Genomic DNA, 13944 nt, shown 5'->3' with positions numbered 1-13944 from the left:
CTCATTGCTTCTAAGGATAGGATAAAAGACGCCTTTTTAGACCGTTGACAGTTAACAGTTAACGGGACTTATATGATGTTATGATGTCTTCCAACCAAGGGACTTAATCAATTGCAGCCTTAGCACTGTGAGGGTCAAGATAAATTTGAATGTTTGCAGATGAAGAAAACATATACAGGAAGTTGCCACTGTAGTGCAGTGCGATTCGAGGCTGACGTTGATTTGAGGGCTGGGACGAACAAATGCAATTGTTCTATCTGCACCAAAACAAGAAACTGGAACGCAATCATCAAGCCCGATGCGTTTCGGCTGCTTGCAGGAGAAGACGCACTCAGCGACTATCAATTCGGCAGAAAGAATATACACCATCTGTTTTGTCGGTATTGCGGAGTGCGATTATTTGCACGAGGATATGCTGAGGCGATCGGCGGTGACTATATCGGAATTCAGCTTACTGCGTTAGACAACGTAGATCTACAGGAGTTGATCTCAGCCCCAATTCGATATGCGGACGGACGAAATAATCATTGGGAAGTTACACCGGATGAAATTCGGCATCTCTAGTAATCAGACGTTTTATAGAAAGCTGCCTTATACCAAATGTGTTTATGATTCACATAAATACGAATGAATGACGCAATTAAAACCTACAATTCGATATCTGAACTTTATGCCTCCTTCGGAGGTAGGTTAGAGCAAGACGTTTAATTGTGACGTATTTGCTGCGAATATCGCCAGTTTGGGCTACATTTGGGCCTAATTTTTGTCTAAGTCCCATTAACAGTCAACAGTCAACAGTCAACAGTCAATAATCAACAGTCAACAGTCAACAGTCAACAGTATTTCGTATTATCCCATCCCCTTTTAGGCGTGAGATAAGCTTAAAATTGTTTTTTAGCACTTTTCAACTGTTTCCAGAGAACATGAATTTGTTTGTAAGCCTGTTCTGGAGAAAGTTTACCAGCAGTTTGTAGGCTACAAATGTAGTTCACGCGCTGAGAAAAATCTTGGAGATGAGCGTTAAACACTAAATACTCTGGTTTAATCTGTCCATAGTATGGACTACGAGGATATAAAAAATCACATAGTTCAGATAGCAAATCAGAATGCTGATACATAAGTATTTATATTTATTATTTGCCAGTTACAAATTGTTTAATCACATTAGTTTAACAAGGCTTACGCCGTCCTTTTTGGCAAGCATTACATGCAGAAGTTTTAGGCTCAAAGTCAATGCATTCAATCGCTAGTTCAGAACAAGCTTTTTTTGGATGTACAGTACACTTGAGGCGATAATCGTTGGTGAAATATTCACAAGCATGACAAGGAATTTGATGTAGCTTTTTTAAATGACTTATTCCTTGTTTTAAGGTAAACAGGATACTCAAAATAAAGAAAATTAAAGTACCCCAAGCAAATGAAATACAAAAAATTGTCACTAGCATAAGTCATTCTCTTAAAGATTAGAAAAAAGCGCCCGTAGTCAACTGCTTTGAACCGCAGGTATGAAATTACGGTGATGTTTAGAACGAGGGTTGTACAATGAAACTGAAAATAATACAGAAAAGAGATGGAGTGAAGAAGGGCGATCGCAGAGATAATTAGAATAGTGCGATCGCCTAATCATTCAACTTTTGGATCGTTACCAATGCCTAAATCGAGTTAATAGCGATCGCAGTAAATACAGCAACACTATTCAACAACAGATAAGCAAAGATTACTCCACCAATTCCACCAATTAGAAAGCCGTCAGTAAACTGACTCCATCTTTCTATAGAATTGAGAGTTTGTGGCACACGAGGAACTGTTGCAACCGCTGCTACTCGTGGATAGATTTCTTGCTGTCTTTCAAAGTTGGTAGTGCCATAAATTGAAAAAGCAATTGTCAGGATGAGAATCAAACTGCCTGCGGCTAGTAAACCCACCAAGTTACCTGCATTAGAATTGCCTAATAAACCTAATGAACCTAATGTGGCAAAGGGGCCAACTAGCCAGTAACCATGAGCCATACCAATTTCTAATCCCCGCGCCAGAGGAGATATACCAGGACGGTAAATTGGTAAATATCTCAGAAACTTCAACGTCAAATCAGAAGAGTTGACTAAGCTTGCTTGATTATTCATTTGGCGTTCTACCCGTGGCGGCTGAACCATGTCACCATTTTCAAAATCAAATCCGGCTTCAATGGCACGGGCGCGCAACGCGTGCCAAATGTGACCTAGCAGGAATATAACCGCCAGGACAAAATGGAAAGATACCAACCAACCACGCGCAGAAACTATACCAGTAGAAGTTTCTATAGCTCTAACTGGGCCATAGAAAACTTCGGGATAGACAGTGTTATTTACCGACGCAAAGTAAGCTGCCAAAAAGCCCATATATGCTACAGCACCAATGCTGTAAGACAGATACGCTTCTCCTGAGTAAATCAAAACTCGTCGTGCCCAGGCAAATGGCCTAGTTAAGATGTGGAAAATACCACCGCCAATTAACATCAAACCAACCCAGATGTGACCGCCGACAACATCTTCTAAGTTATCAACAGCTGCCATTCCATCCGCTCCCCAAATCCCAAACAGATAGCCAAAGATGCGGAATGGGTTGAGCGTCGGATGATTGATTATCCTTACATCTCCACCGCCAGCAGCCCAAGGGTCAAATACTCCACCCCAAAACATCGCCTTAGCAACTAAAGCCCAAGCACCCAATCCTAGCAATACTAAGTGAATGCCGAGGATTGTTGTCATCTTGTCTTTGTCCTTCCAGTCATAGCCAAAAAAGCCAGCCCAAGTAGGATTATCTTCTAACACCTCTGGCCCTAGCAGAGAGTGGTAAATACCACCAGCCGCCAAAATCACTGAGGGTATCAGATGCAATACGCTGATTACGAAGTAAGGATAGGTGCTAATAACTTGCCCACCAGCACCGACACCAAAACCCAAAGTTGCTAGATGAGGCAGTAGAATTAACCCTTGCTCATACATTGGCACATTCGGATCGAAGCGCGACAACTCAAACAGCGTCATCCCTCCTGCCCATAACAAAATCAATGCAGAATGGGCAACATGAGCGCCTAGTAATTTGCCTGATAAATTAGTGAGACGAAAGTTACCAGCCCACCAGCCAACATCAGGTATTTGTTGCTTGTATGGGCTATCTTCAATTACTGCTGTCATTTCTAGAACTCCTTGAGAATATGTTGCAATTTTTTCGAGCATTTCTCAGAAGATAATTGCAAATTAGTTGCATTAAATCTCAGCTAATTGGTTGGGGAATTATCGCTTCTTGACTCACCCGACCTTTGCGGAAATCGAACCCACGCGCCCGCAAAGCGTGCCAGATATGACCTTGAAGAAAGAAGAAAGCTAACCAAAAGTGAGTATTAGCTAACCAAGTCCGAGCAGTTACAAGGTCAGGGTCAGGTGATGAAAAGTAAGGCACGATATTTTGCCTAACTATGAGCGCCGGCCCATAAAAAACTTCAGGATAAACAGTGGTGTTTATTGATACAAGAAGAGTAGCAATAAAGCCCATCAGTGCCAAAGCGCCCAGACTGTAAGAAAGGTAAGCTTCTCCAGACCAAACAAATAGTGGATGTGTCCAATTGAAAGGCTTAGTTGCTATGTGGAAAAGTCCACCAATAATCAACATTGCAGCAACCCAAATATGTCCGCCAACCACGTCTTCGAGGTTGTCAACACCAGCAATCCAGAATTTACTAGTTGCACCAAACAAATAGCCAAAAATGACACCTGGATTTAGTGTTGGGTTCGTAATTACCCGTACGTTTTCCACATTTGGGTCGTATAAACCACCAAAGTACATTGCTTTAGCGACTAATAAAAATGCACCACAACCCAGTAAAACCAAGTGAATACCCAGAATTGTGGTCATTTTGCCCGTATCTGCCCAATCGTAGCCAAAGAAAGGAACTCTACCTTCCAATTTTTTGGGGCCACGTAGGGAATGAAAGATTCCTCCAAAGCCCAAAAAGGCTGAGGAAATCAGATGCAAAGCTCCGATGACAAAATAGGGATAAGTACTTACAACCGCACCATCTGCACCTACACCCCAACCTTCAGCGGCTAGGTGAGGTAGCAAAATTAAGCCTTGCTTGTACATCGGTTCTGCTGGATTAAAATGGCTTAGCTCAAATAAAGTCATAGCTCCAGCCCAGAAAACTATCAGACCAGAATGAGCAACGTGAGCGCCTAGTAATTTACCTGATAAGTTAGTCAACCTTGCATTACCAGCCCACCAAGGCGAATCGCCAAGGTCTTGCTCCACTGACAGCGGACTTCTAGAAATTGTCATTTTGCACCTATAGTTTGTTGAGAATATTATTCAACAACTTTAGAAGGTAGTCTACACCAAAATTCAAATTAATGAAAGAAAATATCATTAAGTCCTGCAAACATGAATAGAGACGTTGCATTGCAGTAAAGACGTTGCATTGCAACATCTCTACAGCCAACGAAAATTGAGCCATGCCCAAAGAGCCTTACGCCAGACGCTACGCGAACCCGCAGGGTAAGCCACCACTTATATTCGCGGCGAACTCTGACGATGCAGATAAATACATCACTCTTTACTGATAACTGTTTACTGTTTACTGTTTACTGTTTACTGTTCTGCGATCGCTAGAAAACCCTCACTCGGTTGATTTAACGACAGAAATTAATACGTTTAATAAAATTTAGAATTTTAGGAAGTGCTGGAAGTCAGTGCAGATACTTCTAGCAACTGTGGATGGTGGCGTTGCCAAAAACTCACAATTTGTTCGCCAACCTGTTGAGGATAGAAGTAGTGAAAAAAGTGATAACCTTTTGGGTATTCCCAAATAATATCTTCTGGCTTGAACCAATTTAGCCAGTCATTTAATGCATTTGGGTCAACTACCGGATCATTCTGGCTACCACATACCATCATTGGCATGGAAACCCCACCCTTGGGTAAATGAACCAACTTGAACAGAGAGTGCTGTGAGGGAGATTGCTCTAAATCTTTATCTAAAGCAGCTATTAACTTCTTGGTAGTATGAGGCGATTGAGTTCCAAATAGGCTACGAACGCTGTTTGCTAAAACTTGCTCACGGCTGATGCTAAATAATTGTCGTTGAAAGTAGTAGTGAGCGTGCCAAGTGTTTGCAGGTTGCGCTGCTACAGACAGCAGAGTTAGCGATCGCACTTTCTTGGGAAATCGACGGGCAAAAGTTAAAGCGATCGTACCACTCATACCATGACCTGCTAAATGCACTGAGTCAGGATACGATTCTAAAAATTCATCTAGCAGTGCTACAGCTTTATCTATGGAACTAGCTTCATCTTGGGTTTGATGATATTCCCACTGAGCAACTCTCATATACTCAGATAAGTATTGAAGCAACGGTTTATCAAAGCGCTTCAAAATCGGACTGGCATTTAACCAAAGAACATCAAATGAGTCACACATAAACACCTACCATACTCATAAGTTATGAATTATCAATAGGACTTACGCACTCAAAACCTGAAACCTCTATTTACCCTAGCCACCTTAAAACAGTAAACAGTAAACAGTTATCACGGTGTATGGTGAGACGCAGATAAGCGCCACCAACGCCTACCACCAATTGGTGGTTCTCCTTAAACCCAAGGATAAACACCTCATTCTTTACTGATAACTGATAGAAGCCACCTTTTTAAGGAAGGCTGGGGAATCTCTTCTGCGTAAATCCTAATCAATTTTGAGTCAATTCAGTAGGAGCAATGCTGTACTCCTACAAACTCTTTACAACCCAAATTCTTTCTTCAACTGAGCAACCCACGCCTTAACACGTCCATCTGTTAAGTCAGATTGATTATCATCATCAATTGCCAGTCCACAAAACTTACCATTTCTAATGGCTTTAGACTCATTAAAGTCATAACCTTCCGTTGACCAATAACCAACAGTTTTTCCACCTTGCTGGGAAATTTTTTCTTCCAGAATACCAATTGCGTCCTGGAAGTTGTCAGCATAGCCAGCCTGATCTCCAGCACCAAAATAAGCTACTGCTTTACCATTAAAATTAATTTCATCAAGGTCAGGAAAAAAGCCTTCCCAATCACTTTGAAGTTCGCCGATATTCCAAGTAGGACAGCCAATAATGATACATTCATAGTCATCAAAATCAGTAGTTTCCGCTTGAGAAATGTCGTGTAATGTTACAACATCATCACCAAACTCATCCCGAATCATTTCGGCTATAGATTCAGTTCTGCCAGTTTGAGTACCATAGAACAAACCAATGTTTTTCGACATTTTGACACCTGGTAAATAGTTTTAAGATTGAAAGAACTTACACAAGAAGCTAGCTTAATGAGTATCTATCTCAATAAGCCTTGCAATATACTATCAGACTTATTGAAATTCTTTAGCACTTGTTTTATATAAACTTTTATAAAGCTGTAAATGCTGTAAGCTAGAAAATGCTCTAAAAAACTAGCTTATAATCATGCTAGCTTTGGATAAAGCTTATATTGATAGAAGAAATTTAGACTAGAAATTGCTATAAAATAGCAATAAGCTTGTGTTAGACTTAAAGCTACTTACAGAATGGTGATAAACCTTTCCACGCCAATGAGGCTGAATCCTGGTTTTGGATTCTGAGATTACAAAGTCAGTAATTTAGCCTTTTTTTCTGAGAATATTAATAGGGATAGCTCGTAAAATACTTGATAGAGAAGGTTTTTGGTACTAAGTTGCTACGCATCTTTGCACCTTCAGGATGATGGCTAATGGAAGGCGATCGCACATCAAATCATTTTAAAAATTAAAATCATTCAATTTTATTGAGAAATTTTATTATTAATTGTAAGTAATCTCCTTAACACAAGTTATGAATATTACTATCGGTTTTTAAGTAAGCAGATTTTTTACTAGTCTGGCGAAAAAAGCGATCGCCCATTAGCTGCTAGAATTTCTCCATGTTTGATAATATTTGTAAGTTTCTTGCTGAAACATTTTCTACCGACTTCGCTACTTGGCTGTTAGAAGAACCTATTACTCTTACTGAGTTAAGTCCGAAAGAATTGTCTTTGGAACCCATTTGTGCTGATGCATTGATACTGTTGCAATCAGACGAAGTTCTACTACATTTATAATTCCAAACCCAGCTAGATGGGAATACTCCCTTTCGCATGGCAGATTATCGCCTGCGCGTGTATCGCCGCTTTCCTCAAAAATGAATGCATCAAGTAGTTATATATTTAACTGAAACTAAATCAGAACTCGTGTATGAAACTACTTTTAAAATTGAAAATTTGCAACATGAATTTACGGTAATTCGTTTGTGGGAACAATCGACGGAAATATTTTTAAGAACGCCTGGATTACTGCCATTTGCAGTTTCAAGTAAACTCAATGATAAAACTGATACATTACAGCAAGTAGCTAATCAAGTAGAAGGTATTAGCGATCGCAGAATGCAAAGCAACATCATAGCATCAGCAGCAATTTTAGCTGGGCTAGTATTAAAAGAAGAAATAATTCAACGTTTATTAAGGAAGCATATGATGCGGGAGTCAGTAATTTATCAATTAATTAAAATTGAAGGTCGAGAAGAGGGTATTCAGCTTGTTGCTGTCAATCTCTTGAAAGAGGGAATATCAGTTGAAGTGGTGGCAAAGGTAACAGGTTTAACGCTCGAACAAGTGCAAAGCTTGCAGGATATCAACGTTGAGAACCAAGAGTAAGCAATTCTTCCTCGATAGCGTTTACAAAGCTCAGCACTCTTCATCAGTTATGGAAATTGATCACAATAGAAATTGAGGAGATGCGGGAAAATGTTTCTTCAAATCTCTCCGCATCCCTCTATCTTGGTATCTTCTTTAGTACGGCCACTTCCAGTTACGAATTTCCGGCATATCTTCGCCGTACTTTTCAATGTAGTGCTTATGTTCGATCAACTTATCTTGTAATTGCTGCTTGATATAAGCAGCCTTATATCCTAGTTTGGGCACGCGATCGATTACATCCATCACCAGGTGGAAGCGATCAAGATCGTTAAGGACAACCATATCAAAGGGGGTGGTGGTGGTTCCCTCCTCCTTATAACCGCGTACATGCAAGTTCTTGTGGTTGGTGTGGCGATAGGTCAAGCGATGAATCAGCCAGGGATAGCCATGAAAGGCGAAGATGATGGGTTTGTCGGTGGTAAAAATCGTGTCAAAGTCTTTACCGCTCAAACCGTGGGGATGCTCACTTTTTGGCTGTAGTGTCATCAAATCGACAACATTAACTACTCGCACTTTTAAATCAAGAAAGTGCTGACGCAGGATGTCTACAGCAGCCAGGGTTTCTAAAGTTGGAATATCCCCAGCACAAGCCAGCACAACATCTGGTTCACTGCCTTGATCGTTACTTGCCCATTCCCAGATGCCAATGCCTTTGGTACAGTGCTTAATGGCAGCGTCCATGTTGAGATATTGTAATGCTGGTTGTTTGCCAGCAACGATGACATTGACATAGTGGCGACTTTTTAGGCAGTGGTCAGTTACCGATAGCAAAGTGTTGGCATCGGGGGGGAGATATACACGAACTATCTCTGCTTTCTTATTAACCACATGATCGATAAATCCAGGGTCTTGGTGAGAGAAACCGTTGTGGTCTTGTCGCCAAACGTGGGATGTGAGTAGATAGTTGAGGGATGCAATTGGTCTGCGCCAGGGAATATCAAGAGTAGTTTTCAGCCACTTGGCATGTTGGTTAAACATGGAATCAATGATGTGGATGAACGCTTCATAGCAGGAGAAAAACCCGTGGCGTCCTGTGAGGAGATAGCCCTCTAACCAACCTTGACAGCTAGTTTCACTGAGAATTTCCATCACCCGACCATTGGGAGACAAGTGTTCGTCTTCCGGGAGGATCTGACCAACCCAAGTCCGGTCTGTGACTTCAAACACAGCATCTAGGCGATTTGATTGGGTTTCATCGGGGCCAAAGATACGGAAGTTGCGGCTTTCCTGGTTAAGTCGCATGACATCCCGCAAGAATTTTGCTGTCACTTTGGTAGCTTCGGCTTCAACTTTGCCCGGTTGGGGAACATCTACAGCATAGTCTTGGAAGTCGGGCATCTTCAGATCGCGTAGAAGAATACCACCATTAGCATGGGGATTGTCACCCATGCGTCGATGCCCTTGGGGAGCTAGTTCTGCTAATTCGGAAATCAGTTTGCCGTTATTGTCGAAGAGTTCTTCTGGTTTGTAACTCTTCATCCACTGTTCTAAGAGTTTCAGGTGTTCTGGCTTTTTGGCTATTTCGCCAAAAGGAACTTGGTGCGATCGCCAATAGTCTTCAGTTTTTTTCCCATCTACTTCCTTCGGCCCTGTCCAACCTTTAGGAGTTCTCAGAACAATCATCGGCCACTGGGGACGTTCGGTGAAGCCATGCACACGGGCTTCTCTTTGGATGCTTTGAATTTGAGCGATCGCTGTTTCTAAAGTCGCTGCCATCTGCTGGTGTACATCTGCGGGATCAGAGCCTTCCACAAAGTACGGCTTGTAACCATAGCCCACAAATAAACTCTCTAATTCCTCATGGCTCAACCGTGATAGTAACGTTGGGTTGGCAATTTTATAACCATTGAGGTGCAGGATGGGCAGCACAGCGCCATCACGCTCAGGATTGAGAAATTTGTTGGAATGCCAGCTAGCGGCTAAAGCGCCTGTTTCAGCTTCACCGTCACCAACAACAGCAGCAACAATTAAGTCCGGGTTATCAAAAGCAGCACCATAGGCGTGGACGAGAGCGTAACCTAGTTCACCACCTTCGTGGATGGAACCGGGCGTTTCTGGTGCAGCATGGCTAGGAATACCACCTGGGAAAGAGAACTGTTTGAAGAGTTTTTTAATTCCCTCAACATCCTGGGAGATATTGGGGTAGTACTCACTGTAGGTTCCCTCTAGATAAGTATTAGCTACCAATCCAGGGCCTCCATGACCAGGCCCAGCAATGTAGATTGTGTTCAGGTCATATTTTTTAATTACTCGATTCAGGTGAACGTAGATGAAATTCAACCCTGGTGTTGTTCCCCAGTGACCCAAGAGTCTGGGTTTAACATGTTCCAACTTCAGCGGTTCTCTTAGCAGTGGGTTGTCAAGTAGATATATTTGCCCAACTGAAAGATAGTTCGCTGCACGCCAGTAGGCGTTTATCTTACGTAATTCTTCATCTGTTAAAAGCTTTGTTTGTGGAGGACTGGCTAAAGTCATATCAATTCTCCATTACAAAAGGATTTCGACAAGTTTATCCCTATGTAAGTTTACTTATCTTTGGTATGGAAGTCATCTTACCTATGACTAATCTTTCCAGTATCAACCGTTCAATGTTGTAGAGACGTTGCATTGCAACGTCTCTACAGCGCAATACAACGTCTCTGCTTAACCATTAATTTCCAACAACCCAGGCGGTGGTGTAATTTCAATGCGACCGGCTTGCAAATCTACCACAGGTGCGATCGCTTTCACAAACGGAATCAAAACAGTCTTTTGTTTTTTGTCATTTGTCATTTGTTGTTTGTCATTTGTTGTTTGTTCTTTTTCATGAGCAAATGATGGGTGCAATTCCACTTCTAATAAATCATTCCCGGCGGGGATAATATCTACTACCGTGCCCACGAGTTCGCCAGATGTTTGCATCAAGACTTCTAAGCCAATCAAATCGATGACATGATATTCATCTTCACCTAATTGTGGGCGATCGCTAGCTAATACCATTAACTTACAACCGCGCAACATCTCTGCCTGATCGCAATTTTTTACTCCAGCTAACTTGAGAACATACAAGTTCTTACCATTGATATAACGTCCTGCCAATAATTCGATAGGTTGCGGTTTTGTCTCACCAGGACGCAACAACCAACGTTTTCCCGGCACTTCAAACCGTTCAGGAAAGTCGGACTCAGGATAAACCCGCACTTCCCCAGACAATCCTTGAGGTGCAACAATCTTTCCAATTTCTAACCATTCGTTGGATTTGTCATTTGTCATTTGTCAAGGGTCAAGAGTAGAGACGCGATTAATCGCGTCTACAAGAGTCAAGGTCATTATAGCGGTTCTCAGTTGGGTGCAATGCTGATTATTACAAACCAAAAATAGCTAAATAACGGATCTTGAACTAGTTTCAATTTTTTCAGGAAGTTCTCAGAGATTTTGGTGCAGATTAATAATGAATTATGGCAGGATGTGGGTTAGTTAGCTGCATCAAAAATCTGTTGTGCGGTTAAATTTAATTGGGGAAAGGTAGGTGATGAAATCGCGGTGTTGCCTTGAAACGGTGTCATTTGATATTCCCCATCAACTAATTCGCATACAAAAATAGTGGATTGTTTGGGGTTGCCGATGAACTTTCTTGCACCCAACGCAGCATAATTGGCAATCCAATATTCAGGAATACCCATTTCTTCTCTTCGAGACGCTACGCGAACATAATCCCTAAGTTTATTGTAGTAATCATCTCGCCAGTTAGTTGAAACAACTTCAATAACTATTGGAACCGATGCTGCTTGGCTTACTGTTGACTGTTTTTGAAAAAGCAATTCATCGTCGAGATTATCAAGATTTAGCAGCAACACATCAGGCGAATAAGTGGATTCGGCAGAAGGAGTTTTGACTAATGCGGTTTTGGGTATAGTGTAGGGAAGGTTCAGGCGATCAAACTCGACAGTTAGCTTACGAGCTATAAATCCTACAACTTTTTCATGCGCTCCGGTTGGAGCGAAGATTTCAACAATTACTCCCCTGTGCAATTCATAGCGTTTATCATTGTTGGGATACCATTCGATAAATTCATTGAAGGTGAGTAATTTGGGGAAGGCTTGGGTCATAATCTTACCTCCACATCTGTTTTACTTTATCAACTTGCAAGATGTTGGTGCAACGGATGCCCAAGTATTAGGTGTTTTGCCCTTTCGCGATCGCTGGTTTGGTAAAACCCAAGCACCGTTACGACCAACGTAAGCGAGTTGGGCAAATTAAACGGTTAATTAAAATGTTGAGCAACTCGTCTAAAAAAGGTAACGTATCGTCCCAGTAAAAAAGAGGAATAAAATCAGCGATCGCTAATTAAGTGCGAAGCTGCTATTGCCTATTTTGAAAATATGTATCCTGACAAAATTTACGGATAAAGGGCTATCTATGGCTAATGATCAAGATAAAGTTTTGAAAAGAGATAACGAAACTACTATGGAGTCTGAAAAGGAATAAATTCCAAATCAATCGGCTTTGGATGACAAGAGCATTTTACGTTTAAGTCTTGATGCCAAAGCTCGTTGTCAATATTGGCTCCAAGATTCCTAAAAATTTAAGGCTACTAAAATCATCAATACTAATTATGATTATGCACCTGAAATTTGCTAAAGAGTGCAAAGTTTTTCATTGATACTTGAGGGGGGAAGAGGGGGTTGCCGGCAACCCCTCTTCCCTCCTCATAATAATAATTATTATTTAAATTTGGACTCTTGGTTTTTGTTGAGTGATTTATTCCTTGGAAGTCCCTAATCAAGCACTCACAGCCGTACGCTGATACGCTTCCTCTGCTACTTTGGCTAAACGTTGCATACCAGTGACAATCTCTTCATCGCTACCAGTAAGGCTGATGCGGAAACATTGGTGCTTGTGCAGCCACTCTTCCTCTAAACCGGGGAAGAAGGTACTACCAGGTACAATAATTACACCCACTTGCTTGAGTCGCTGGTAAAATTCCCAGTCGGTGATGGGTAAATCTTCTAACCATAACCAAGCAAAAATTGCCCCTTCTCCGCGATGGAGAAACCAAGGTAAATTTTTGGGCATTGCTTGTTCTAAACTAGTTTCTAAAACGGTAAACTTATTTTGGTAGAAGGGACGGATGACTGTTTGAGATATTTCTACTAAAGCACCAGAGTTGATTGCAATAGCCGCGATCGCTTGTCCATAACGCGAAGAATGCAGACTTGCATTTGCTTGGAAACACTCCAGCGCCTCAATCCACTTTTGATCACCAATAGCAATCCCAACTCTTTCTCCTGGTAATCCAGCTTTGGATAAACTCATGCAGTGCAGGATATTATCGCCAAACACTGGTGTCATTTCGGTAAAATTCAATGCTGGGAAGGGAGGCGCGTAAGCCGAGTCAATCAACACTGGCAGATTGTAAGGCGCAGCCAAGGCGGCAATCTTTTTCACCTCATCATCGCTGAGAACGTTACCAGTAGGGTTACAAGGACGAGAGAAGAGGACGCAACCCGTGTTTTCTGTAATCGAAAGTTGACTGAAGTCGGGACGATATTTAAATCGGTGAGCAGCTGCATCAATATCTAGAGTTGGTTTGTAGGCGATTAAAGCTTCTGGAACTAAGCAAATACCGCCATAACCTGTATAGTCAGGACTGAGGGGCAAAACGATTTTTTTTAACTTGCCGCTGGTGGTGTAGCCACCGAATACATTAGCAGCGTAGAAGTAGAGGGTTTGACTACCGGGAGTGATTAGGATATTGCGTTCGCCTAAATTTAACCCGTAGCGTTTGTTAAAATCATTAGCGATCGCTTCAATTAAAGGTGCATAGCCTTGACTTGAACCGTAGCGACAAACCACCTCACCATAATCTGGGCTAGCCAAAAGTTGTGCAGTACAATCTCGCCACAACTGCTCCACCTCTGGCAAAATCAATGGATTGCCAGCACTCAAATTAATAAACTGCTGCCCCGCACCAGATCGTAATGTTTCGATAATGTCCTTCATAATCGCTCTTACACCAGTCAGGTTGGACATTTGAGCGCCAATTTGAGTTAGGGCAGGGTTCATAAGCTGTAACAATAATGTATTAATCGAGAGGTGGACATATCTGGGGGTTGCTGCTGACACCATGTCAACGTCGTTGCCAAAACAGCTATTGCCGCCTTTAATCAATCTAACTAGAGAATGTGATTTTAACAAAGCAAGACTA

12 protein-coding genes and 1 pseudogene are annotated in these 13944 nt (G+C 41.8%); 3 read left to right on the top strand and 10 right to left on the bottom strand.

The window, feature by feature from the left end:
• The first annotated feature begins 159 nt into the window (after positions 1-159).
• Complete coding sequence (locus tag FNW02_RS19875; RefSeq protein WP_191759230.1) at positions 160-564, top strand: GFA family protein; 405 nt, start codon at positions 160-162, stop codon at positions 562-564.
• 317 nt (positions 565-881) lie between these two features.
• On the opposite strand, the gene FNW02_RS19870 is transcribed toward FNW02_RS19875, so the two are convergent.
• From FNW02_RS19870 to fldA, 6 genes are all read right to left on the bottom strand, one after another.
• Positions 882-1118, bottom strand: coding sequence for a DUF7219 family protein (locus FNW02_RS19870; protein WP_191759229.1), 237 nt, complete (start codon positions 1116-1118; stop codon positions 882-884).
• A gap of 51 nt (positions 1119-1169) precedes the next feature.
• Positions 1170-1445 carry a hypothetical protein gene (locus FNW02_RS19865; protein WP_191759228.1) on the bottom strand — a complete coding sequence of 92 codons (276 nt, stop codon included), beginning with the start codon at positions 1443-1445 and terminating at the stop codon, positions 1170-1172.
• A 207-nt stretch (positions 1446-1652) separates the two neighbouring features.
• Complete coding sequence (locus FNW02_RS19860) at positions 1653-3176, bottom strand: chlorophyll a/b binding light-harvesting protein (protein ID WP_191759227.1); 1524 nt, start codon at positions 3174-3176, stop codon at positions 1653-1655.
• Between the two features lie 79 nt (positions 3177-3255).
• On the bottom strand, positions 3256-4314 hold the full coding sequence (locus FNW02_RS19855) for a chlorophyll a/b binding light-harvesting protein (RefSeq protein WP_191759226.1): 1059 nt from the start codon (positions 4312-4314) through the stop codon (positions 3256-3258).
• 390 nt (positions 4315-4704) lie between these two features.
• Positions 4705-5451 carry an alpha/beta fold hydrolase gene (locus FNW02_RS19850; protein ID WP_191759225.1) on the bottom strand — a complete coding sequence of 249 codons (747 nt, stop codon included), beginning with the start codon at positions 5449-5451 and terminating at the stop codon, positions 4705-4707.
• A 318-nt stretch (positions 5452-5769) separates the two neighbouring features.
• Positions 5770-6282, bottom strand: coding sequence for a flavodoxin FldA (fldA, locus tag FNW02_RS19845; protein WP_191759224.1), 513 nt, complete (start codon positions 6280-6282; stop codon positions 5770-5772).
• A gap of 665 nt (positions 6283-6947) precedes the next feature.
• Here fldA and FNW02_RS19840 point away from each other — a divergent pair.
• Positions 6948-7715 (top strand): annotated as a pseudogene (locus FNW02_RS19840) (Rpn family recombination-promoting nuclease/putative transposase).
• Between the two features lie 135 nt (positions 7716-7850).
• Here FNW02_RS19840 and FNW02_RS19835 read toward each other — a convergent pair.
• From FNW02_RS19835 to FNW02_RS19825, 3 genes are all read right to left on the bottom strand, one after another.
• Positions 7851-10232 carry a phosphoketolase family protein gene (locus FNW02_RS19835; RefSeq protein WP_191759223.1) on the bottom strand — a complete coding sequence of 794 codons (2382 nt, stop codon included), beginning with the start codon at positions 10230-10232 and terminating at the stop codon, positions 7851-7853.
• 168 nt (positions 10233-10400) lie between these two features.
• Positions 10401-11009, bottom strand: coding sequence for a ribosome maturation factor RimM (rimM, locus tag FNW02_RS19830; RefSeq protein ID WP_191759222.1), 609 nt, complete (start codon positions 11007-11009; stop codon positions 10401-10403).
• A gap of 200 nt (positions 11010-11209) precedes the next feature.
• Positions 11210-11845, bottom strand: a complete 636-nt coding sequence (locus FNW02_RS19825; protein WP_191759221.1) for a Uma2 family endonuclease — start codon at positions 11843-11845, stop codon at positions 11210-11212.
• Here FNW02_RS19825 and FNW02_RS19820 point away from each other — a divergent pair.
• Entirely contained in the window at positions 11826-11978 is a 153-nt protein-coding gene (locus FNW02_RS19820; protein WP_191759220.1) for a hypothetical protein, read from the top strand. The genes FNW02_RS19825 and FNW02_RS19820 overlap by 20 nt on opposite strands.
• A gap of 540 nt (positions 11979-12518) precedes the next feature.
• Here FNW02_RS19820 and FNW02_RS19815 read toward each other — a convergent pair.
• Positions 12519-13802 (bottom strand): valine--pyruvate transaminase, encoded by a 1284-nt coding sequence (locus FNW02_RS19815; RefSeq protein WP_191759298.1) that lies wholly within the window; start codon positions 13800-13802, stop codon positions 12519-12521.
• Between the last annotated feature and the right edge of the window lie 142 nt (positions 13803-13944).

This window comes from Komarekiella delphini-convector SJRDD-AB1 (genome assembly GCF_014831675.1).
In the GTDB taxonomy this organism is placed as follows: domain Bacteria; phylum Cyanobacteriota; class Cyanobacteriia; order Cyanobacteriales; family Nostocaceae; genus Komarekiella.
Note: the sequence above shows the minus strand (reverse complement) of the source record. Positions and strands in the feature narration are given on the sequence as shown.